This window comes from Kitasatospora sp. NPDC057518 (genome assembly GCF_042802075.1).
Taxonomy (GTDB): Bacteria; Actinomycetota; Actinomycetes; order Streptomycetales; family Streptomycetaceae; genus Kitasatospora.
On the sequence record NZ_JBHVEU010000107.1, the window covers coordinates 1 to 21999 of the forward strand.

A 21999-nucleotide genomic window follows, 5' to 3' on the forward strand; every position below is an offset into this window, starting at 1 on the left:
CAGCCGCGGGCCCGGGCCGCCGGGGCCGGCCCGCGTCACGGCGCGTCGGCCCGGGCCGGGTCGACGGGCGCGGCGGGCGCGGGCAGGGTGGTGCGGGCGCCGAGGTCGCCCACGCCGTAGACGAGCCGGCTGCGGTCGGCCGAGTAGCGGGTCTCGATGACCCGCACCGGCCCGCGCCGGTCGTACGTGACGCGGGTCTGCACCATCAGCGGCACGCCGGGGCCGCCCTGGAACCACTGGGCCTCCTCGGGGCCCGGCATCCGCGCGACCAGGTGGTCCACCGCGCCGATCTCGGTGCGTCCGAGGGTGGCGAGCACCGCCTCGTCGCCGCCCTCGACGGGGTCGGGCTCCATCAGCGGGGTGCCGGCGGCGAGGCCGGCCCGGTAGTGGCTCTCCTCGATGGAGTACGGCTCGCGGTCGAGCAGCCGCAGCTGGCGGCGGACCACGATGGCCTCGCCGGGGCGCAGCCCGAGCCGTTCGGCGATGTCCACCCGGGCCCGGACGATCATCATCTCGAAGTCGGTGCCGAGTTCCCGCCCGGCTTCGGCGGCCTCGCCGAGGTAGACGTCGGAGGGCGCGGCGAGGCAGTCGCGCGGCGCGGGGGTCAGGCCGGGACCGTAGGCGCGGTGGTCCAGGACGGGGTGTTCGCGCAGGTACGTGCCCTTGCCCTGGAGGCGGACCAGGCGGCCCTCGTTGACCAGGACGTCGACGGCGAGCCGGACGGTGTTGCGGGCGACGCCGTACTGGCGCTCCAGTTCGCTCTCGACCGGCAGGGCGGCGTCGGCGGTGAACTCGCCCTCGGCGATCCGGCGGCGCAGGTCGGCGGCGAGGCGCTGGTATTTGGGGGATTGGGCGGTGCCCCGGGGGATTGTCACCCTCGTGAATGTAGCGAGCGCGGTGAGCCGGTATCAGCCGTTTCCGGCAATATCGTCCGAGCGGGTTGAATGCGCCCCCGCGCCGACCCCTCCCGGTAGCAGAACTGGCCCGTCCGGATACGAACAGCTGGTCGTGGTGAATTCGGGAAGGGGTTGGAGAGAAAAAGGGGGGCGCATGGAATTGACCACGCGCCCCCCTTTCGTCCTGGATTACCAGCGCGCCGCCGAGGGCAGCGGCTCCCCGTACCAGAGCTCGACCAGGTGCCGGGCGATCGAGATGCCGGACGGCGGCAGGATCTCGCCCGCCTCCATCCCGGCGCGCAGCTCCTCGCGGGAGAACCAGCGCGCCTCGGCCAGCTCCTCGCCGTCCACGGTGATCTCGGTGCCGCCGGGCAGCGCCCGGCCCAGGAAGCCGAGCATCAGGCTGGACGGGAACGGCCAGGGCTGGCTGGCCACGTAGCGCACCTCGCCGACCTTGACGCCCGCCTCCTCGTGCACCTCGCGGGCCACCGCCTGCTCGATCGACTCCCCCGGCTCGACGAAGCCGGCCAGCGTCGACCAGCGGCCCTCCGGCCACAGCGCCTGGCGGCCGAGCAGGCAGCGGTCCTGCTCGTCGGTGATCACCATGATCACCGCCGGGTCGGTGCGCGGGTAGTGCTCGGCCGCGCAGGAGGTGCAGCGCCGCACGTGCCCGGCGCCGGCCTTCTCGGTCGGGTGCCCGCAGCGCGAGCAGAAGCTGTGCAGCCGGTGCCAGTGCTCCAGCGCCACGGCGTGCACCAGCAGCCCGGCGTCCCGGTCGGACAGCAGCCCGCCGACCTCGCGCAGCCCGGCCGGCCGGGCGTCGCCGTCCAGCCGCCCGGGCAGGCTCTCGCCGGCCAGCGCGAAGTACGAGACGCCGTCCTGGTCGGTGCCGAGGAAGTACCGGTCGCCGGTCTGCGGGGCCTCGAAGGAGGGCATCAGCACGAGTTCGGTGCCCTGCGCGGTGTCGACCACGAACGCCTCGCCGCCGGCGATCGGCAGGACCCGGGTGTTCGGGTGGCTCCAGGCGGCCGCCAGCCAGGGCTCGTCGAGGCGGTGCTCGGCCGCCCGGTCCACCCCGGACCGGGCCAGGGCCAGGGGCAACGGGCGCTCGGTCTCAGGCACGGTGCTCACGTCTGTTCCATCCCCACGTGGTGAATCATCCGGATGAGTGATCTGGCTGCCATGGTGCGCGCGGTGGGCGTCATGCCCCCGGCCGGAAGTTCTCGGCCAGGTCGCCCCAGAGGTACGCGGCCGTCTCCACGCCCTTGGCCAGCAGGTCCAGCTCGACCTTCTCGTTGACCGAGTGCCAGCCGTCCGAGGGCACCGAGATGCCGAGGAACAGCACCGGCGCGCCCAGCGCGTCCTGGAGGTCGGCGGCCGGGCCGGAGCCGCCCTCGCGGGTGAAGAGGATCTTCTGCTCGAAGGCCCGCCCCATCGCCCGGACGGTGGACTGGAGCGCCGGGTGGTCCAGCGGGGTCAGGCAGGGCCGGGTCGCGCCGGGGAAGACCAGCTCGTACCGGACGCCCTCGGGCACCCGCCCGGCCACCCAGTCCCGCACCGCCTCGCGGACCTGCTCCACCTCCTGCCCGGCGACCAGCCGGAAGGACAGCTTGAGGTGCGCCGAGGCGGGGACGATGGTCTTGCCGCCGGGGCCGGTGTAGCCGCCCCAGATGCCGTTGACCTCGGCGGTCGGGCGGGCCCAGATCCGCTCCAGGGTGGAGTAGCCGGCCTCGCCGCGGGTGCCGTACGACTTGGCGACCCGCAGCCACTGCTCCTCGTCGAAGGGCAGCTCGGCGAACAGCTCGCGCTCGGTCCCGGTCAGCTCGACGACGCCGTCGTAGAAGCCCGGGATCGCGACCCTGCGGTCGGCGTCGTGCAGGGCGGCGGCCAGCTCGGCCGCGACCTGGGCCGGGTTGGGGACGGCCCCGCCGAAGGAGCCGGAGTGGATGTCGGTGTCCGGCCCGTACAGGTCGATCTGGGCGTCGGCCAGGCCGCGCATGCCGGTGCAGACGGTCGGCGTGGTCGCGGACCACATGCCGGTGTCCGAGATGACGACCACGTCGGCGGCCAGCCGCCCGGCCTCGCGCCGGACCAGGTCGGCGAAGTTCGGCGAGCCGGACTCCTCCTCGCCCTCGATCAGCAGCTTGAGGTTGACGGCCGGCGCGGTGCGGCCGGTGGCGGCCAGGTGGGCGCGCACCCCCAGGGTGTGGAAGAACACCTGGCCCTTGTCGTCGGCGGCGCCGCGCGCGTACAGCCGGCCGTCGACCACGGTCGGGGTGAACGGCTCGGTGTCCCAGCCGTCCTCCCGGGCCGCGGGCTGCACGTCGTGGTGCCCGTAGACCAGGACGGTCGGCGCGGACGGGTCCCCGGAGGGCCACTCGGCGAACACCGCCGGCAGTCCGTCGGTCTCCCACACCTCGGCGACCGGGAAGCCGGTCTCCCCCAGCTTGGCGGCCAGCCACTCGGCCGAGCGCCGCACCTCGCCGGCCCGGGCCGGGTCGGCGGAGACGGAGGGGATGGCCAGCCACTCGGAGAGGTCGGCGAGGAACGCGGCCTGGTGCTGGTCGATGTAGGAGCGGACGACGCTGTCCGGGGTTCTCGTCATACCGACGACTGTAGTTCGCCCGTGCGGGTGCCCGCCCCGGCCGTCCGGCTGCCGGGCGTTCCCGGCTCTGTAACATGCGTCACCCCCGCCGCGACAGGGGTGCGCGACGGGGGTGACGGACGGGTGCGCCGGGCTCAGCCCGAGCGGCGCAGCAGGGTGATCCGCGAGCGGGTCATCACGGCGGCCAGGCCGGCCGCGAGCAGCGGCAGCAGCACCACGGTGGCGGCGATGGTGGGCCACGGGAAGACCACGATCGCCTTGTTGGCCAGCTCGGCGGCGCTCATCCCGGGGTAGCCGCCCGTCGCGGCCTCGACCTTGCGCAGCGCCACCCCCGGCACCACGCCGCAGACCGCGCCGAGCAGGGCGCCCATGGCGGCGATCACCCCGCACTGGAAGCCGGACAGCGAGCGCCGGATGCGGGGTTCGGCGCCGACCGCCGCGAGGGTGGTCAGGTCGCGCTGGGAGTCGGCGGCGGCCAGTCCGGTGGCGATGCCGGCCGCGCCGAGGGCGACGATCGCGGCGAAGACGTTCAGGCCGAGCTGGACCAGTCCGGCCCGGGACTCGTAGCCGCGTTCGATCTTGAGCATCGTGTGGTCGGTGAGCTTGGCCATCGCGCCGTCGGCCTTCTGCTGGGCGCCGTCGGAGGGCATCGCGGCGGGCAGCCAGACCGAGCCGGCCGGAGCGGTGGCGAAGCCGAGCCGGGCCGCGGTGGCCGGGCTGACCACGGCCTGGCCCGGGGCCGGCACCGAGGAGTCGACGAGGACGGCGTCCACGGCGATCTCGGTGGTGACCGGCTTCTCCCGGGAGTTGCCGCTCGAATCGGGGTGGACCGGCAGGGTGTACTGGAGGGCGAGCTTGCCGTCCTTGAGGTACCGGGGGTCGAAGACCACGGCCTTGCCGGCCGCGAGGGCCTGGCCGGCCCCCTGGTCGGTGACGCCGTAGAGGTTGCGCAGCAGGGTGGCGTCGCCGGCGACCAGCGCGGTGTACGGGGTGCTGCGGCGGTTGTCCGACTTGCAGCGCGGGTCCGTCCCCATGATCCGGTAGTGCTCCGCGGGGTCGAGCTCGTTGGTCGGGTCGAGGGCGGGGCAGCGGTCCGCCTTGGGCACCTCGACCCTGATGTAGCCGCAGAAGCTGCCGTCGGGGCAGTTGCCCTTGGGCTCGACGCGCTGGACGTCGGCGCGCTGGCCGAGGTCGGGGATGCTGCGTTCGACGGCCTCGCGCGCCTGCGGCAGCAGCTTGCTGTCGGCGTCGGTCATCCAGCCGCTGCCGAGCATCACGGCCTTGGAGGGCCCGGAGGCGACGTAGTCGCGCCGGTTCTGCTCCTCGTAGCTGGCCATGTAGACGCTGACCGCGACGGAGCCGGCGACGGCGGCCATCACGGCGGCCACGGCGGGCGCGGTGCGGCCGCGGTGGCGCACCGAGTCGCGCAGGGCGAGCCGGGGGCCGAGCGAGAGCCAGCGGCCGAGCCGGCCGAAGAGCCCGACCAGGTAGGGCGTCAGGACGACCATGCCGAGCTCCGCGACGACCGAGCCGCCGAGGACGGCGACGCTGCGGTTGCCGATGCCGCTGGTCGCGCCGAACAGGGCGAGGGCGGCGCCGCCGCCGAGCATCAGCAGACCGAGGACGGCGAGCTTGCGGCTCGGCGGCTTGAGCGTGTCGCGGCCGGTCAGCGCGGCGACGACGTCCTGGCGGGAGGCCTGGACGGCGGGCACGACGGCGGCCAGCAGGCCGGTGACGAGACCGACCAGGAGGATGCCGAGCAGGTCGAGCGGCTGCAGGTTGAAGTGGCCGAAGCGCTTGCCGGAGTAGTCCTCGGCGCTGGTGCGCAGCAGGGCGACCAGGCCGACGCCCAGGCCGAGGCCGACCAGGGCGCCGGTGACGCCGAGGACGATGCCGCCGCCGAGCACGACCGAGCGGACGTTGGCGCGTTCACCGCCGGCCGCGGCCAGCAGCCCGAGCTGCCGCCGCGAGCGCCGTGCGCCGACGGCGAAGGCGGGGCCCGCGAGGAGGACGATCTCCAGCAGGGCCATGCCGACGACGGTGGCGAGGATGACGACGTCGGTCCGGTTGAGGTAGGAGGTCTCCTCGCCGCCGCGCGACTTCTGCTCGACGTAGTAGGGGACCTCGGCGCGGGCCGGCGGGTCGAGCAGGACGGCGCGGGAGGTCACGGTGAAGCCGTACTCGTTGACCTCCTTGACCTTGTTCCAGTCGAGCGCGGCCCCGGCCGGGAGCTTGACGAGCCAGCGGGAGGTCTCGGTGCCGGCCTCGCGGGCGTTGTCCGTCCTGGTGGCCTTGGCGAGCCGCTCCAGCAGGGTGCCGGGGCGGGCGGTCAGTTCGGTGGCCCGCAGCTCACCGGGGTACTCGTAGACACCGCTGATGGTGAAGGGGGCGGACTCCAGGCCGCGGACGGCGGTCTTGTCGCCGACCTTGAGACCGGAGCGCTTGAGGAAGTCCGTGGTGACGGCGGCCTCGGTGTCGGCGGCCGGGGCGCGGCCCTGGACCAGGTTCACCCGGCCCCGCCAGACCGGGTCGGTCAGGTCGGCCTCGCCGACCCGGGTGCTGAGCAGGCCCTGGGCGCTGCTCGCGGCGGTGTACGGGCCCGAGAGCTCCGGCACCAGGACGGCGCCGGCCGGGAGCAGCTGGCGGGCCAGCTCGGCGGGGGCGGTGTCCAGGGAGCGCCGCTGGACGGGGGTGTACGCGGGGGCTTCGCCCTCCTTGGCGTCGTCCTTGGGGTCCTTGACGGTGAAGCCCTTGTCGGGGTCCGGCGCCTGCTTGACGGTGGAGCCGGCTTGGACCACGCTCAGCTCGCCGGCGGCCTGGCCGATGAGCCGCGCCACCTGTTCGGTGGGCGTGAGCTCGGCGCTGCGGAAGACGACGTCGGCGCCGGTGACGCCGAGGACGGGCAGGGCGACCATGGCGATGACGAGGGCGCTGCGGCCCTTGGCGCGCAGGGCGTCGCGGCGGGCTATGCGCAGGGCGACCCGCCAGGCGCTGAGCTTCACTCGTCCACCTTCAGGCTGTTGCCGGCGGCGGTGACGAGCAGGCTGGCGGCGTCCTGGCTGACGGACTCGTCGACCATCCGGCCGTCGCGCAGGAAGACGACCCGGTCGGCCCAGGCGGCGTGCCGGGCCTCGTGGGTGACCATCATGGCGGCGGCGCCGGCGTCGCAGCGGGCGCGCAGGACGGCGAGCACGGCTTCGCCGGTGGTGGAGTCGAGGGCGCCGGTGGGCTCGTCGGCGAGGACGAGGCGGCGGTCGCCGATCAGGGCGCGGGCGATGGCGACGCGCTGCTGCTGGCCGCCGGACATGTCGTCGGGGAACCGGTCGGCGAGCTCGGGGATGCCGAGCTCCTCCAGGGCGACGAGGGCCTCGCGGCGGGCGGCGCGGGTGGACAGCCCGTCGAGTTCGCGCGGCAGCGAGATGTTCTCGGCGGCGGTGAGCGCCGGGATCAGGTTGTAGTCCTGGAAGACGTAGCCGACGGAGCGGCGGCGGACCTGGGCGAGCTTCTTGCGGTTGAGGCCGCCGAGGGCGACGCCCTCGACCAGGACCTGGCCGCCGCTCGGGGTGTCCAGGCCGCCGGCCAGGGTGAGCAGGGTCGACTTGCCGGACCCGGAGGGGCCCATGACGGCGACGAACTCGCCGGGGTGGACCTTGAGGTCGACGCCGCGCAGGGCCTGGACCTCGGCGGCGCCGTGGCCGTGGACCCGGGTGACGTTCTCCAGGTGGAGCACCGGCATCTGCCGGGCCTCTTGGGTGTGGGACACGAATTCCCCCCTTGTGCTGGGTGTGGGCTCGGAGTCGGGCCGAGCCTGGTGGTTCGGGTGGCGCGCGGACTCACGCGCGCGGACTCAGGCGGTGGGCTCAGGCGGTGGGCTCGAGCGGTGGGCTCGAGCGGTGGACTCGGGCGATGCGCTCGGGCGGTGCGCTCGGGCGGTGGGCTCAGGCCCGCAGGCGGCGGCCGCGTTTCGCGGGCGCGCCGTCGTCGCGGGCGGCCTCGGCGGTGCGGGCCTGCAGGAGCTCGGCCTGCTGGGCGAGCCGGGTCTCGCAGTGGTCGAGCCAGCGGATCTCCGCTTCGGTCTGGAAGATCAGCTGGTCGAGGACGAGCAGCCAGGCGAGGTCGTTGCTGGCGGAGGGCACCACGCCGGGGCGCTTCTCGCCGGCGAGGGCGCGGCCCTTGAGCCGGGTGTAGTCCTGGAGCGCCTTGATGCTGTGCCGGCGCTGGCCCTGGACGACGGCGGAGACGTCCACTCCGGGGACGGTGACCGCCATGGCGAGCTTGATCGCCAGTTCGTCGCGCGGGGGGTTGGTCCGGGGCACCGGGGTGTCGAACCAGGACCGCAGCTCCTCCCGGCCGGCGTCGGTGGCGGCGTAGAACTGGTGGCCCTCGCCGTCCTCCCCCGCGGGCTCGACCAGCCCGTCGCGCTCCAGTCGCGACAGCGTGGTGTAGACCTGCCCGACGTTGAGCGGCCAGGTGGCGCCGGTGCGCGCCTCGAACTCGGTGCGCAGCTGGTAGCCGTAGCGCGGGCCCTGGTCGAGCAGGGCGAGCAGACCGTGACGGATGGACATACCGAGTATGTATACCCGGTATGCCCTACCGCCTCAAGCCGGGCCCCCCTCCCCCGGGGACCGGGTACCGTCGTGCGGTGTGAGCCAGTTGCGCATCGCCACCTTCAATCTGTTGCACGGACAGCCGCTCGCCCCGGACGGCGCGCCGCGGCCCTACCCGTCCGACCCCGGCGGGCCGTTGGCCGAGGCGGTGGCCGCGCTGGACGCCGACGTGCTGGCGCTCCAGGAGGTGGACCGCCACCAGGCGCGCTCCGGCCTCACCGACCAGGCGGCGGTGGCCGCCGCGGCGATGGGCGCCAAGGACTGGCGCTTCGCCGCCGCGCTGCACGGCCGCCCGGCGCCGGTGGCGGGCTGGGTGCCGGAGCCGTCCGGTCCGGTCGGCCTGCGGGTGTACGGGCCGGACGAGGTCGGCGACGGCGCCGCGCCCTCGTACGGGACGGCGCTGCTGACGAGGCTTCCGGTGCGGCACTGGCGGGCCCGCCGGTTCGCCCCGGCCCCGTTCGGGCTGCCGCTGCGGGTGGCCGGGCGGCGCGGGCTGACCCCGGTGCCGGACGAGCCGCGGGCGGCGCTGGCGGCCGTCCTGGAGGGCGAGCACGGGCCGTTCACCGTGGTGGCGGCGCACCTGTCCTTCGTCCCCGGCTGGAACATGGCGCAGCTGGCCGGTATCCGGCGCTGGATCGCCGACCTGCCCCGGCCGTACCTGGTGCTGGGCGACTTCAACCTGGTCGGCGCCGTGCCGCGGACGGTGCTCGGCCGGGCGACGGCGCTGGAGCGCACCGCGCCGCGGGCGCGGGTGCGCGAGCTGCGGGCGGCCCGGCGGGCCCGGCCCGCGCTGGCCGAGCCGCGCCGGCGCCGGGTGCGCGAGCCGCGGCCGCGCCTGCAGGGCTGGTACGACCTGGCGCGCACGCCGACCTACCCCTCGCACCGGCCCGCGGTGCAGTTCGACCACGTGCTGGCGATCGGTGTGCCGCGGACGGCGGTCGGCCCGGCAGCGGCGCCGCGCGCGGTGGTGTCGGACCACCGCCCGCTGCTGGTCGAGGTGTCCCTGTAGGTCCTCTGGGTCCTCAGTGGCGCGCCAGGACCCCGGCCTGCTGCGGGAGGTGGACGGTGGCCGCGCCCTGGGGCGCTCCGGGCCCGAGCGCGGGCGGCGGGTCGAACTGGAGCAGCAGCATGGCCGCGTCGTCGCCGAGCTGGCGCCCGACGTGGCGCACCACGTCCTCGTGCAGGCGCTGCAGGACGTCGGCCGGGCGGCCGGCGGCGCAGCGCGGGAGGCGTTCGGCGAGCGGGTAGAAGACGCCGGCGCGGTCGCGGGCCTCGATCACTCCGTCGGTGAACAGCAGCACCCGGTCCTCGCCCTGGAGCAGCAGCCGGTGCACCGGCGGGCGGACGTCGGCCGGGTCGAGGACGCCCAGCGGCGGTACGGTCTCGGCGAGTTCGAGCGGGCTGACCTCGCCGCCGCGCAGCAGCAGCGGGGCCGGGTGGCCGCAGTTGACGATCTCCGCGGCGCCGTCGGGGCGGACGCCGATCAGCACCAGGGTGACGAACTCCTCCTCCACGCCCGGGTGGTCGTTCTCGTGCAGGGCGCGGTCGAGGCTGACGGCCAGCCAGCCGGCCACCCGGTCCAGGGCGGCCTCCTGGTGGGCGGCCTCGCGGAAGGCGCCGAGCACGGCGGCGGCCGTCTCCACCGCGCCGAGGCCCTTGCCGCGGACGTCCCCGACCACGGCCCGCACCCCGTGCCGGGTGTTGACCACCTCGTAGAGGTCGCCGCCGATCCGGGCGTGCGCGGCGGCGGCCTCGTAGTGGACGGCCGCCCGGACGGTGCCGACCCGTTCGGGGACGGGCCGCAGCAGCACCCGGCGGGCGATCGAGGCGACCAGCTGGGCGTCGGCCAACGCCTGTTCCTGGCGCAGTCTCAGGGTGGCGCTGACCCAGCCGATCGCGGCGACGAGCAGGATCGCGAAGACGCTGGCGGCGTGCACGGACTCGCCGAGCGTGTCGCTGCGGAAGGCCATCAGGAAGGCCGCCGCCTCGGTGCCCAGACCGATGGCGAGCGGGTACCAGGTTCGGCGGCTGACCACGGCGGCCAGCGCGGGTACGGCGGTGAGGGCCGGTTCGACCGTCACCTCGGTGCCGCTGAGGTAGTCGAGGGCGACGATCAGCACCATGCCGATGAACGGCAGCGCCAGCGCCGTCCTCGGCCAGGTGCCGGTCGCGCGCGGAGCGGGCCCCGGTGTCGGCCCGGTGAACCGCTCTCTGATCCATCCGGTCGCGCTCAACTTCGGTCTCTCCAGCAGAAGACGCCGATGCCCGAGGGCACCTGCGGTGATGACTGAGGGTCAGGGAATACGGGCCTCGCTGGCGGCCGGAGCACGGGGGTTGACCGGTTACCGACCCCACAATAGGCGCGAAACGTGCATGACGCACAGGTTTCGGGCACTGGCGTGATGACTTGGATGCTCTGTGTGACTCAATAGTCACTGTTCCCGATCAGGAGCCGTTCCAACTCTTTTCGGTCGGGAAGTCCTGCGGGACGGACGATCCGTCCGCTGCGGACGTACAGGAAGGAAGCCGTGACCTGCTCGGGATCGACGCCCGCGTGCTCGGCCCAGGCCAGCCGGTAGACCGCGAGCTGCAACGGGTCGGCGGTCTCCTCCCGGTGGGTCTTCCAGTCCACCACTTCGTAGCGTGACGCACCACCGGATTCCGACAACGCGTCATCTTCCCGGTAGACCGCGTCGATCCGTCCCCGCACCACCCGTCCCGCCAGCACCAGCTGGAACGGCGCCTCCACCCGGTGGGGCTTGCGCTGCGCGTACGGGGTGCGCAGGAACGCCTCCTTGAGCCGCTCCAGGTCCTGCTCGTCCTCGATGCCGTCGTCGTCGGCGCCGGGCAGCGCGCCGGGCTCGACCAGCAGCAGCGGCTCGATCCGGGACTGCACCCAGGCGTGGAAGCGGGTGCCGCGCCGGGCCGCCGGCTGCGGGGGGCGCGGCATCGGACGGGCCAGCTCGTGCGCGAAGCCGTCCGGGTCGGCGGCGAGGCGCAGCAGCTGGGTGGCGGACAGCGAGGCGGGCAGCGGCACGTCCCGCGCGGTGCGCCGGGAGCGCTCCAACTCGCCCAGCAGCGCGGTCAGATCGCGGTCCCAGGAGGCGACCTGGCGCTGGTCCTCGGAGGTCAGCTCCTCGGCCTCGGGGGCCGCCGCGCCCGCCACCCGCGCGCGCACCACCTCGGCGACCCGGCGGCGGGCGTGCTGGGCGGCCGGGTCCAGCGGCAGCGGCCAGGGGCGCTCGACCGGGGAGGCCAGCGCCGGGTTCTCGGCGCCCTTCTCCGGCTGCTCGGCCCAGTGCTCGACCTCGCCGGCGCCGGGCCGCTCGCAGTGCTCGCGCAGCCGCTCCAGGAAGTCGGACGGGCCGCGGACGGTCTTCTGGCTCGGCCCCCACCAGTGCCCGGAGGCCAGCAGCAGCGACCGGGGGCGGGTGAACGCCACGTAGCCCAGGCGCAGTTCCTCGACGGCGGAGTGCTCGGCCAGCTCCTTCTTGAAGGCCGTCATCGACTTCCCGTTCCACCCGCCGCGCACGTCGGGCAGCGTTTCGGCGTCGCCGCGCAGGGCGTGCGGGAGCACGCGCTTGGTGCTCGTCCAGCGTTCGCGCGGGCTGGACGACGGGAACGCGCCCCGTACCAGGCCGGGGACGGCGACCACGTCCCACTCCAGGCCCTTGGACTTGTGCGCGGTGAGCACCTTCACGGTGTCCTCGCCGCCGGGCAGGCTGCTGTCCAGGCCGCGCTCGTACTCCTGGGCGGCGCGCAGGAAGCCGAGGAAGGCGGCGAGGCCCGGGTCGCCGTCGAGGTCGGCGAAGGAGGCGGCGACGTCCAGGAAGGCGTGCAGGGTCTCCCGCCGCCGGGCGGCCAGGGCCTGCGGGGAGGCGGCGAGTTCGACCTCCAGGCCGGTGACGGACAGCACCCGGTGCAGCACGTCCATCAGCGGGTCGGCGAGCGAGCGGCGCAGGTCGCGCAGCTCGGCGGCGAGCCGGGCGAAGCGCACCCGCGCCTCGGCGGAGAACGGCAGGTCGTCGGGCTTCCCCTCGTCGCCGGCCGAGGCGTCGAGGAAGGTCTCCACCGCGTCGGCCAGCGAGACCACCTCGGTCGGGTCGGCCTCGGCGACGGCCGCGGCCAGCGCCTCGACGCCCTCGGGGTGGTCGGTGCGCACCAGGTCGGCGGCCCGGCGGCCGAGCAGGGCGAGGTCGCGCGGGCCGATCCGCCAGCGCGGGCCGATCAGCAGGCGCACCAGCGCGGCGTTGGCGGTCGGGTCCTGCAGCACCTCGCAGACCGCCACCAGGTCGGCCACCTCGGGCAGCTGCAGCAGCCCGCCGAGGCCGACCACCTCGACCGGCACCTCCCGGGCGACCAGCGCGGCGTGGATGTCCGGGAAGGCCGCGCCGCCGCGGCACAGCACGGCGATCCGGCCGGGCGCGGTGCCGGTGCGCACCAGGTGGGCGATCGAGTCGGCCAGCCAGTCGACCTCCTCGGCGTGGGTGGGCAGCAGCGCCGCGCGCACGTAGCCGTCCCGCTCGGCGCCGGGGGCCGGGCGCAGCGCCTCCACGCCCTCGTGCATCTCCCGCAGCGGGGCGGCGAGTTCGTTGGCGAAGTCGAGCAGGCGGCCGCCGCTGCGGCGGTTCTCGCTGAGCGCGTAGCGGTCGGCGGGGCGGCCGTCGGCCTTCGGGAAGTGCCGGGGGAACTCGTCGAGGTTGGCCACCGAGGCGCCGCGCCAGCCGTAGATCGCCTGGCAGGGGTCGCCGACGGCGGTCACCGGGTGGCCGCTGCCGGTGCCGGCGCCGTCGGAGGGGGCGCCGAACAGGCCGGCGAGCATCAGCCGCTGGGCGACCGAGGTGTCCTGGTACTCGTCCAGCAGCACCACCTTGAACTGGCCGCGCAGCAGCTCGCCGACCTCCGGGCGCTGCTGGGCGAGGCGGGCGGCGGCGGCGATCTGGTCGCCGAAGTCCATCAGCCCGGCGGAGCGCTTGCGGCGCCGGTAGTCCTCGACGAGGCGCAGCAGCTCCAGCCGGGCCCGGGCGGTGGCCGGGACGGCCCGCAGGTCGTCGTTGGTGAGCTTGACGGTGGCGAGGGTGTCCAGCAGCCGCTCGTCGAACTCGCGCAGGGTCTGCGGCTCGACCAGGTGCTCGGCGAGCTCGCCGTCCAGTGCGGTCAGGTCGGCGACCAGGTTGGCGAAGGTGCCGGTGAGGGCGGGGAACGGGCCGCGGGCGGTGCGCAGCACCTTGGCGGCGAGCTGGAAGCGGGTGGCGTCGGCGAGCAGCCGGACGTCCGGCTCGATGCCGATCCGCAGGCCGTGCTCCTTGAGCAGGCGGCCGGCGAAGGCGTGGTAGGTGGAGATCTCCGGGTCTCCGAGCGGCTCGGCGCCGTCCCGGTCGACGACCCCGGCCCGCAGGAGGGAGGCGCGCACCCGCTCGGAGAGCTCGCCGGCGGCCTTGTTGGTGAAGGTGAGGCCGAGCACCTCCTCGGGCCGCACGGCGCCGGAGCCGACCAGCCAGACCACCCGGGCGGCCATCACCGTGGTCTTGCCGGAGCCCGCGCCGGCGACGATCACGGCCGGCTCCAGGGGGGCTGCGACGGCCGCCATCTGCTCCCGGTTGAACGGGATGCCGAGCAGCTCCTTGAGCTGGTCGGGATGGCTGAGCACGGCGGTCACCCCGCAACCGTAACCGGAGCGTCGGACAGGATTCACTCCACGAGCTGCGCCCCGTCGCGCTGGGCGGAGCAGCTGCGGCGGAAGGTGCAGCGGTCGCAGCCGCCGCCGGTCTGCGGGACGAAGCGCTCGGCGAGGACCTTCCCGGCCGCCTCGGCGAGCAGGTTCTCGATCCAGGGCTCGCCCTGCGGCGGCTCCTGGTGCTGCACCTTGGGGGTGTCCTGGGCGGCCTTGGCGGCGGGCTCGCGCAGGTGGACGAGTTCGGCGCCGCCGGTGTCCGGCGGGTGCCCGGGGAAGCCGGGCAGCTCGTTGAGGGCGCCGGCCCGGACGGCGAGCTGGTAGACGGCGAGCTGCTTGTGCTCGGGCAGCGACCTGTCGGTGGGTATCTGCTTGCCGGTCTTGAAGTCGACCACGTAGGCGCGCCCGGCGGAGTCCTTCTCCACCCGGTCCATCGAGCCGCGGATGCGCACCGAGACGCCGCCGACGTCGAGGGTGACGTCGAAGCCGTGCTCGGTGGCGACGAGGTCCCGGCCGCGCTCCAGGACGTGCCAGTTGAGGAAGCGCTCCAGGGCGGCGCGGGCCTCGGTCTTCTCCTGCTGGGACTTCCAGGGCGCGTCGAAGGCCAGCGCGTCCCAGACGGTGTCCAGCCGCTCCATGAGCACGGCGAGGTCGGCGGGGGTGCGGCCGGAGCCGACCTCGTCGGCGAGGGCGTGCACCACGTTGCCGAAGCCCTGGGCGGCCGAGCCGGCGCCGCGCGCCTTGACCTCCTTGTCCAGGAACCACTGCAGGGAGCAGCTCTCCAGCTGTTCCAGCCCGCTGCCGGACAGCCGGACGGGTACGTCGGCGCTGCGCAGCGGCTCGGCGGCGGCGGTCGGGTCGTCCAGGCCCCACCAGCGTTCGGGGCGGGCGGCGGGGACCAGCGGCTGCCCCTCCTCGTCGGTGGCGGCGGCGAGGGTGGCGAGGCGTTCGGCGGCGGCGCGGCGCAGTTCGGGCGAGCGGGCGGGGTCGACGGTGACGGCGCGCAGTTCGGCGACCAGCGCGGCGACGGACAGCGGGCGGCGCGGCCGGTGGGTGACGTCCTCGACGGTGACCGGCGGGGTGCGGCGGACGACCCTGCCGGTCCTGGGGTCGACGTCCTCGCGGTAGAGCTCGCGCAGGAAGCGGGACGGTTCGTCGCCGTCGTCGGCGGGGGCCTTGACGGCGGTGACGATCAGCCGTTCCTTGGCGCGGGTCGCGGCGACGTAGAAGAGCCGGCGCTCCTCGCCGAGCAGCGCGCCCGGGGAGAGCGGTTCGGCGAGGCCGTCGCGGCCGATCCGGTCGGCCTCCAGCAGGGAGCCGCGGCGGCGCAGGTCGGGCCAGAGGCCGTCCTGGACGCCGGCCACCACGACCAGGCGCCACTCCAGGCCCTTGGAGCGGTGGGCGGTCATCAGCCGCACCGCCTCGGGGCGCACGGTCCGGACGGTGAGGGTGTCGGCGGCGATGTCCTGGGCTTCGAGTTCGGCGAGCAGGTCGAGGGCGCTGCGGTGGCCGGTGACCTGTTCCTCGGCGCGGGCGGCGGTCTCGAACAGGGCGCAGAGCGCGTCCAGGTCGCGGTCGGCGTTGCGGCCGGCCGCGCCGCCGCGCAGGGCGGCCCGTTCCAGTCGCTCGCGCCAGCGGCGGCTGCCGTCCCACAGCTCCCAGAGCGCCTCCTCGGCGGTGCAGCCGCCGGCCAGCAGTTCGCGGACCTTGCGCAGCAGGGTGCCGAGGTCGCGGGCGCGGCGGGCGTGCGCGGGGTCGAGGGCGACGAGGCGCTCGGGTTCGGCGAGGGCCTCGCGGATCAGTTCGCCGGCCGGGCGGGGGGCGGCGGCGGGGCCGGGGCCGGGGTCCAGCGGCACGCTCCCGTCGTCCGCCCCGCCCTCGGGGGTCCGGAGGCGGGCCCTGGCCTCGGCGCGCAGCGCGGCGCGTTCCTCCTCGCGCAGGGCGCGGCCGAGGCGGCGCAGGTCGGAGCCGTCGAGGCCGCCGAGCGGGCCGGTGAGCAGGGCGTGCGCCAGGTCGGTGGTGAGCGGGTCGGGGGCGTCCGGGTCGCCCTGCTTGTCGCGGGCGGCCTGTTCGGCGCAGACCCGCAGGGCGAGCAGCAGCTGGGCGACGGCCGGCTCCTCGCGCAGCGGCAGGTCGTCGCCGTCGATCTCCAGCGGGACACCGGCCGCGCCGAGGGCCCGCCGTACGCCGGGGATGGAGCGGGCGCCGGCCCGGACGAGCACGGCCATCTCGCCCCAGGGCACGCCGTCCTCCAGGTGGGCGCGGCGCAGCAGGTCGGCGATCGAGTCGAGTTCGGCGCCGGGGGTCGGGTAGGTGTAGACCTCGACCCTGCCGCCTTCGCGGGAGGGCAGCAGGGCGCGGTGCTGGGCGAGCTTGTCGGCGGGAAGCCGGCCCATCGGCATCCGGCGGGCGACCTCCCGGGAGGCGGCGAGCAGCAGGGCGCCGGAGCGGCGGGAGACCCGCAGCACCTTGACCTCGGCGGGGCTGCCGTCGGCCTGTCGGAAGGTCTGCGGGAAGTCGAGGATGCCGTTGATGTCGGCGCCGCGGAAGGCGTAGATCGACTGGTCCGGGTCGCCGACCGCGACGAGGTCGCGTCCGCCGCCGGCGAGCCGGCGCAGCAGCCGGACCTGGGAGGGGTCGGTGTCCTGGTACTCGTCGACGAAGACGACGTCGTAGCGCCGCCGCAGCTGCTCGGCGACGTCGGGGCGCTCGGCGAGCAGCACGGCGCGGTGGACGAGTTCGGCGTAGTCGAGGACGCCGCGCAGGTCGAGCACGTCGAGGTAGTCGGCGAGGAAGTGCGCGGCGGCGGCCCAGTCGGGGCGCTGGACGCCCTGGGCGAAGCGCTCGAGTTCGGCCTCGCCGAGGCCGAGTTCGCGGCTGCGGGCGAGGACGGCGCGGACCTCGTCGGCGAAGCCGCGGGTGGTCAGGCAGGCCCGCAGGTCCAGCGGCCAGGCGATCCGGCCGAGGCCGAGCTTGGCGTCCTCGGCGCCGCCGGCCAGCAGTTCGCGGACCATGACGTCCTGTTCGGGGCCGGAGAGCAGCCGCAGCGGCTCGGCGTAGTCCTCCGGGTCCTGGTGGGCGCGCAGCAGGGCGTAGCAGTAGGAGTGGAAGGTGGTGGCCTGGGGGGCGGCGGCGGTGCCGCCGAGCCGTCCGGACATCCGGTCGCGCAGTTCCGTCGCGGCCTTGCGGCTGAAGGTGAGGACGAGGATCCGCTCGGGGTCGGTGCCGTCCTCGATCCGCCGGGCGACCGCCTCGACCAGGGTGGTGGTCTTGCCGGTGCCCGGCCCGGCCAGCACCAGCAGCGGCCCGCCGGGGTGCTCGACCACGGCGCGCTGGTAGGCGTCCAGCACGGGTGGGTCGGGCTGGACGAGCGGGCTGCGCACGAGCCGGTACGGGGAGGTCACGAACGGGTCCTGGGGTCGAACAGGGGGCATGGCGGGGCGGGCCCGCGTCGGACCCGCCCGCATCGAGCCTACGGTCCCGCGCTGTCAGTCCGGTCCGTGCGGCGGCCGTCGGTCAAGCCCCCCTAGGGAATCGGCCGACCGTCCCAGCGGGCCCGCTTGAGGTCGACCCGGGGCGGGTCGGCGAGTTCGCGCAGCGGGGTGCCCTCCTCGCCGTAGTGGTCGAGGGCACGGTGCTCGTGCCCGGACAGCAGCCGGCCGTCCGCGCGGACGACCCGCCACCAGGGCACCGGGCCGCCGTACAGGGCCATCACCCGGCCGACCTGTCGGGGGCCGCCCTGGCCGAGGTACTCGGCGACGTCGCCGTAGGTCATCACCCGGCCGGGTGGAATCCGCTCGGTCAGGTCGAGCACCAGTTCGGCGAACGGCGGCAGGGCGTCCGGAGGGCCGTCGTGTGTTGCGTCCGTCACCTGCGGCATTCTTCCCTACGGGGGCGCGCCCGCGGCCCCGTCCGTACGATCCGCCGCGCCCGATCCGCCCCCTGTCCCGCACGGGGCGCCGGGGCATGCCACCATCTTCCGGGGCGGTGAGTGGTGATACGAGGACAAGACCAGATGACCGGGACGGCTGACGTGGGCGTGGACAAGGACTCCGACGAGTCCGCTGCCGCCGTGCCGTCGGCGCCCGGGAGCGGGGGCGAGGGCCGGCCCGAACCCGGGCCGACGCCGGAAGTCTCCCTGATCAAGGACCGGACGATCAAGACCCCCGCACCCGCGAAGACCCCCGAGCAGCCCGGCCCGCCCCCGGCCGAGACCACCGGCGCCCCGGCGCCCGCGGCCCCCGCCGCCCCGCCCGGGGAGCCCGAGCCGCCGGACGAGGCCCCGCACCTGGACGTCGACGAGCCGCTGCTCGCCGCCCGCGCGCACCGCCCGTCCGACCTGATCCGCTTCCTGGCCGGCGTCCTCGGCATCGTCGCCGTCTTCGTGCTGGCCGGCATCGCCACCTCGACCACCACCGGCATCGAGCAGGACATCGCCTCCAACGCACCGCACTTCTCCGCGGTGTTCTCCACCATCACCGGCCTGCTCTCCAGCGTCGCGGTGCTCGCCGTGCCGCTGGCCTTCGCGGTCGAGCGGCTGATCAAACGCGACGGCCTGCGGGTCGCCGACGGCGTGCTCGCCTCGGTGCTGGCGTACGGCGTCTCGCTCGGCATCGACTGGTGGGTGGCCGAAGGCGCCTCCGACCACATCCGGGACGCGCTGACCCAGCTGCCGCTGGACAGCACCGGCACCCTCACCGACCCGGTGCACGGCTACCTCGCCCCGGTGATCGCCTACATGACCGCCGTCGGCATGTCGAGCAGACCGCGCTGGCGGGTCGCCCTGTGGGTGGTGGTGGTCTTCAGCGGGGTCACCGAGCTGCTCGGCGGCTACACCACCCCGCTGTCGCTGCTGCTCACCGTGCTGACCGGCTGGTCCGTCGCGTACGGCACGCTGTACGCGATCGGCTCGCCCAACATCCGGCCCACCGGCCAGCACCTGATGATCGGCCTGCGCAAGGTCGGCTTCACCCCGGCCGGTGCCATGCGCGCCCCCGACGCCCCCGGCGGCACCCGCCGCTACCAGGTCACCCAGCAGGGCGGCCCCCCGCTGGACGTGCACATCATCGACCGCGAGCAGCAGGCCTCCGGCTTCTTCTACCGGGCCTGGCGGCGCCTGCGGCTGCGCTCGGTGGCGGTGCGCCGCAGCCCCCAGTCGCTGCGCCAGGCGCTGGAGCAGGAGGCCCTGATCGCGTACGCGGCGGCCGCCTCGGGCGCCCGCGCGCCGCAGCTGGTCGCCACCTCCGAGCTCGGCCCGGACGCCGCGATCCTGGTCTACGAGAACGTCGAGGGCCGCACCCTGGACGAGCTGGCCGACGAGGAGGTCACCGACCCGGTGATGGCCTCGATCTGGCAGTCGGTGACCGCCCTGCACGAGCGCCGGATCGCCCACCGCCGGCTCACCGGCGAGTCCCTGCTGGTGGTGGACGGGCGGACCGGCTGCCTGGTCAACCTCTCCGGCGGCGACATCGCCGCCACCGACCTGACCCTGCGGATCGACGTCGCCCAGCTGCTCACCACCTTCGCCCTGCGGATCGGCCCGGAGCGCGCCGTCGCCACCGCCAACGCGGTGCTCGGCGCCGAGCGGGTGGCGCAGGCGCTGCCGCTGCTCCAGCCGGTCGGGATGAGCCGCTCCACCCGGGTCGACCTCGCCAAGCTCACCAAGGAGCGCAAGGCCGCCGCCCGGGCCAGGGCGCTGGAGCAGGTCGCGGCCGGCGAGCGCACCCAGGAGCAGGCCGAGGAGGACATCGCGGCGGCCGGCGAGGACCTGCTGAGCCGCATCCGCGGCCAGATCCTCCAGATCGCCCCCGAGGCCCCGATGGCCCCGGCCAAGCTGGAACGGCTGAAGCCGAAGAGCCTGATCATGGTGATCGCGCTCACCTTCGCCGCCTACCTGGCCCTGACCACCATCAAGCCGGCCCAGCTGAAGCTCTCCCAGATGAACTGGGCCTGGGCCGCGGCCGCCCTGCTCGCCGCCGCCTTCAGCTACGTCGCCGCCGCGATGAGCCTGACCGGCTTCGTGCCCGAGAAGCTGCCGTTCCGGCGCACCGTCGCCGCCCAGCTGGCCGGCTCCTTCGTCAAGCTGGTCGCCCCGGCCGCGATCGGCGGCATCGCGCTCAACACCCGCTACCTGCAGAAGGCCGGCATCCGCTCCGGCCAGGCGGTGGCCTCGGTCGGCGCCTCCCAGCTGGCCGGCCTGGCCGGGCACCTGCTGCTGCTGTTCAGCTTCGGCCTGATCACCGGCAGCCAGACCAACGGGGACCTCTCCGCCTCCCGCGCGGTGATCATCGGCGTGCTGACCGCCGCCGTGCTCGCCCTGGTGGTGGCCGCCGTCGCGCCGCTGCGCCGGTTCGTGCTGGGCCGGCTGCGCTCGCTGTTCTTCGGCGTGGTGCCGCGGATGCTCGACCTGATGCAGACGCCCAGCAAGCTGGTCACCGGCTTCGGCGGCATCCTGCTGCTGACCCTCTCCTTCACCGCCTGCCTGGACTTCTCGGTGCAGGCCTTCGGCGGCGACGTCAGCTTCTCGGCCGTCGCGGTGGTCTTCCTGACCGCCAACGCGGCCGGCTCGGCGATCCCCACCCCCGGCGGCATCGGCCCGGTCGAGGTCGCCCTGATCGGCGCCCTGACCGTCGCGGACGTCTCCCCCGCGGTCGCCACCCCGGCGGTCTTCCTCTACCGGGCGCTCACCTTCTGGCTACCGGTGCTGCCGGGCTGGATCTCCTACAACGTGCTCCAGCGCAGGAACGCGCTCTGAGCCGCCCCCGGACACGTGGAAGGGCCCGCCGGTCACCTTGGGAATCCAAGGCGCGGCGGGCCCTTCCCCGTGCGCGTCCTAGTAGACCGGCTTGTGCGGCTCGATCTGGTTCACCCAGCCGAGCACGCCGCCGCCCAGGTGGACGGCGTTGCCGAAGCCCGCGGCCTTGACCACGGCCAGCACCTCGGCCGAGCGCACGCCCGACTTGCAGTGCAGCACGATCTTCCGGTCCTGCGGCAGCTTCTCCAGCGCGTCGCCCATCAGGAACTCGTTCTTCGGGATCAGCACCGCGCCGGGGATGTTGACGATCTCGTACTCGCCGGGCTCGCGGACGTCGATGAGGTAGATGTCCTCCTTGTCGTCCTGCCACTGCTTGAGCTGCTGCGAGGTGATGGTCGAACCGGCGGCGGCGGCCTGCGCCTCCTCCGACACGACGCCGCAGAAGGCCTCGTAGTCGATCAGCTCGGTGACCGTCGGGTTCTCACCGCAGACGGCGCAGTTCGGGTCCTTGCGGACCTTCACCTGGCGGTAGTTCATCTCCAGGGCGTCGTAGATCATCAGCCGGCCGAGCAGCGGCTCGCCGATGCCGGCCAGCAGCTTGATCGCCTCGTTGACCTGGATCGAGCCGATGGACGCGCACAGCACGCCCAGCACGCCGCCCTCGGCGCAGGAGGGGACCATGCCCGGCGGCGGGGCCTCCGGGTACAGGCAGCGGTAGCAGGGGCCGTGCTCGGCCCAGAACACGCTGGCCTGGCCGTCGAAGCGGTAGATCGAGCCCCACACGTACGGCTTGCCCAGCAGCACCGCGGCGTCGTTCACCAGGTAGCGGGTGGCGAAGTTGTCGGTGCCGTCGACGATCAGGTCGTAGCCGGCGAAGATCTCCATGACGTTGGAGTTGTCGAGGCGCTCCTCGTGCAGCACCACGTCGACGTACGGGTTGATCTCCTTGACCGAGTCGCGGGCCGACTCCGCCTTGGAGCGGCCGACGTCCGACTGCCCGTGGATCACCTGGCGCTGCAGGTTCGACTCGTCGACCACGTCGAACTCGACGATGCCCAGCGTGCCGACACCGGCGGCGGCCAGGTACAGCAGGGCCGGCGAGCCGAGTCCGCCGGCGCCGACGCACAGCACCTTGGCGTTCTTCAGCCGCTTCTGCCCCGCCATGCCCACGTCCGGGATGATCAGGTGGCGGGAGTACCGGCGGACCTCGTCAACGGTGAGCTCGGCGGCCGGCTCGACCAGGGGTGGCAACGACACGGGGACTCCGATGGGTCTTGTTCGGGTGGCCAGGGCCAGCCTCGCTGCGGGTTGCTGCTCCGCCACTCGGGTGGCTGTCTAGGCCAACAGTGTCACGCGCCCCCGGTATTCCGAGACAGCCCGTCCGATGGGCGAGACGGGCGGCACCGGATCGTGGAACCCGCGGCCGGACCCCCGGAAGGCGCCCCGGGCCCGTGGTCAACGGG

At 74.8% G+C, this 21999-nt stretch carries 13 protein-coding genes; 2 read left to right on the forward strand and 11 right to left on the reverse strand.

The window, feature by feature from the left end:
* Positions 1-35: 35 nt before the first annotated feature.
* The 6 genes from ACFU7Z_RS13775 to ACFU7Z_RS13800 all read right to left on the reverse strand — a co-directional run bounded on the left by ACFU7Z_RS13775 (position 36) and on the right by ACFU7Z_RS13800 (position 8066).
* On the reverse strand, positions 36-875 hold the full coding sequence (locus ACFU7Z_RS13775; RefSeq protein WP_074001394.1) for a GntR family transcriptional regulator: 840 nt from the start codon (positions 873-875) through the stop codon (positions 36-38).
* A 210-nt stretch (positions 876-1085) separates the two neighbouring features.
* The gene (gene nudC / locus ACFU7Z_RS13780; RefSeq protein ID WP_049656848.1) at positions 1086-2027 is read right to left on the reverse strand and encodes an NAD(+) diphosphatase; all 942 of its coding nucleotides are present in this window, start codon (positions 2025-2027) and stop codon (positions 1086-1088) included.
* Positions 2028-2097: 70 nt separating this feature from the next.
* On the reverse strand, positions 2098-3501 hold the full coding sequence (locus ACFU7Z_RS13785; RefSeq protein WP_380777640.1) for a dipeptidase: 1404 nt from the start codon (positions 3499-3501) through the stop codon (positions 2098-2100).
* Positions 3502-3635: 134 nt separating this feature from the next.
* Complete coding sequence (locus ACFU7Z_RS13790; RefSeq protein ID WP_380777641.1) at positions 3636-6503, reverse strand: FtsX-like permease family protein; 2868 nt, start codon at positions 6501-6503, stop codon at positions 3636-3638.
* Complete coding sequence (locus ACFU7Z_RS13795) at positions 6500-7237, reverse strand: ABC transporter ATP-binding protein (protein ID WP_375874192.1); 738 nt, start codon at positions 7235-7237, stop codon at positions 6500-6502. Before ACFU7Z_RS13795 ends, ACFU7Z_RS13790 begins: the two co-directional genes overlap by 4 nt.
* Before the next feature lie 202 nt (positions 7238-7439).
* Complete coding sequence (locus ACFU7Z_RS13800; RefSeq protein ID WP_049656855.1) at positions 7440-8066, reverse strand: PadR family transcriptional regulator; 627 nt, start codon at positions 8064-8066, stop codon at positions 7440-7442.
* A 79-nt stretch (positions 8067-8145) separates the two neighbouring features.
* Between ACFU7Z_RS13800 and ACFU7Z_RS13805 the strand changes: the two genes are divergently transcribed.
* Entirely contained in the window at positions 8146-9117 is a 972-nt protein-coding gene (locus ACFU7Z_RS13805) for an endonuclease/exonuclease/phosphatase family protein (protein WP_380777642.1), read from the forward strand.
* A 13-nt stretch (positions 9118-9130) separates the two neighbouring features.
* Here ACFU7Z_RS13805 and ACFU7Z_RS13810 read toward each other — a convergent pair whose 3' ends face one another.
* The 4 genes from ACFU7Z_RS13810 to ACFU7Z_RS13825 form a co-directional block, all read right to left on the reverse strand.
* Entirely contained in the window at positions 9131-10342 is a 1212-nt protein-coding gene (locus ACFU7Z_RS13810) for a PP2C family protein-serine/threonine phosphatase (RefSeq protein ID WP_380777643.1), read from the reverse strand.
* A gap of 191 nt (positions 10343-10533) precedes the next feature.
* Positions 10534-13767 carry a UvrD-helicase domain-containing protein gene (locus tag ACFU7Z_RS13815; protein ID WP_380777644.1) on the reverse strand — a complete coding sequence of 1078 codons (3234 nt, stop codon included), beginning with the start codon at positions 13765-13767 and terminating at the stop codon, positions 10534-10536.
* 32 nt (positions 13768-13799) lie between these two features.
* Positions 13800-17216, reverse strand: coding sequence for an ATP-dependent helicase (locus tag ACFU7Z_RS13820; RefSeq protein ID WP_380777645.1), 3417 nt, complete (start codon positions 17214-17216; stop codon positions 13800-13802).
* Positions 17217-17308: 92 nt separating this feature from the next.
* Positions 17309-17662, reverse strand: a complete 354-nt coding sequence (locus ACFU7Z_RS13825) for an MGMT family protein (RefSeq protein ID WP_380777646.1) — start codon at positions 17660-17662, stop codon at positions 17309-17311.
* 135 nt (positions 17663-17797) lie between these two features.
* Here ACFU7Z_RS13825 and ACFU7Z_RS13830 point away from each other — a divergent pair, with 135 nt between their 5' ends.
* A complete protein-coding gene (locus tag ACFU7Z_RS13830; protein ID WP_234348593.1) occupies positions 17798-20536 on the forward strand; it encodes a lysylphosphatidylglycerol synthase transmembrane domain-containing protein in 2739 nt (912 codons plus the stop codon).
* Between the two features lie 78 nt (positions 20537-20614).
* Here the strand turns inward: ACFU7Z_RS13830 and moeZ are convergent, their stop codons facing one another.
* Positions 20615-21793: an adenylyltransferase/sulfurtransferase MoeZ gene (gene moeZ / locus ACFU7Z_RS13835; protein ID WP_049657292.1), complete on the reverse strand. Its 1179-nt coding sequence runs from the start codon at positions 21791-21793 to the stop codon at positions 20615-20617.
* Between the last annotated feature and the right edge of the window lie 206 nt (positions 21794-21999).

Bases quoted from the DNA above. Each gene is read 5' to 3' on its own strand.
- ACFU7Z_RS13800 (WP_049656855.1), bottom strand. From the start codon at position 8,066: ATGTCCATCCGTCACGGTCTGCTCGCCCTGCTCGACCAGGGCCCGCGC.
- ACFU7Z_RS13825 (WP_380777646.1), bottom strand. From the start codon at position 17,662: ATGCCGCAGGTGACGGACGCAACACACGACGGCCCTCCGGACGCCCTG.
- ACFU7Z_RS13820 (WP_380777645.1), bottom strand. From the start codon at position 17,216: ATGCCCCCTGTTCGACCCCAGGACCCGTTCGTGACCTCCCCGTACCGG.
- ACFU7Z_RS13795 (WP_375874192.1), bottom strand. From the start codon at position 7,237: ATGCCGGTGCTCCACCTGGAGAACGTCACCCGGGTCCACGGCCACGGC.
- ACFU7Z_RS13830 (WP_234348593.1), top strand. From the start codon at position 17,798: ATGACCGGGACGGCTGACGTGGGCGTGGACAAGGACTCCGACGAGTCC.
- ACFU7Z_RS13785 (WP_380777640.1), bottom strand. From the start codon at position 3,501: ATGACGAGAACCCCGGACAGCGTCGTCCGCTCCTACATCGACCAGCAC.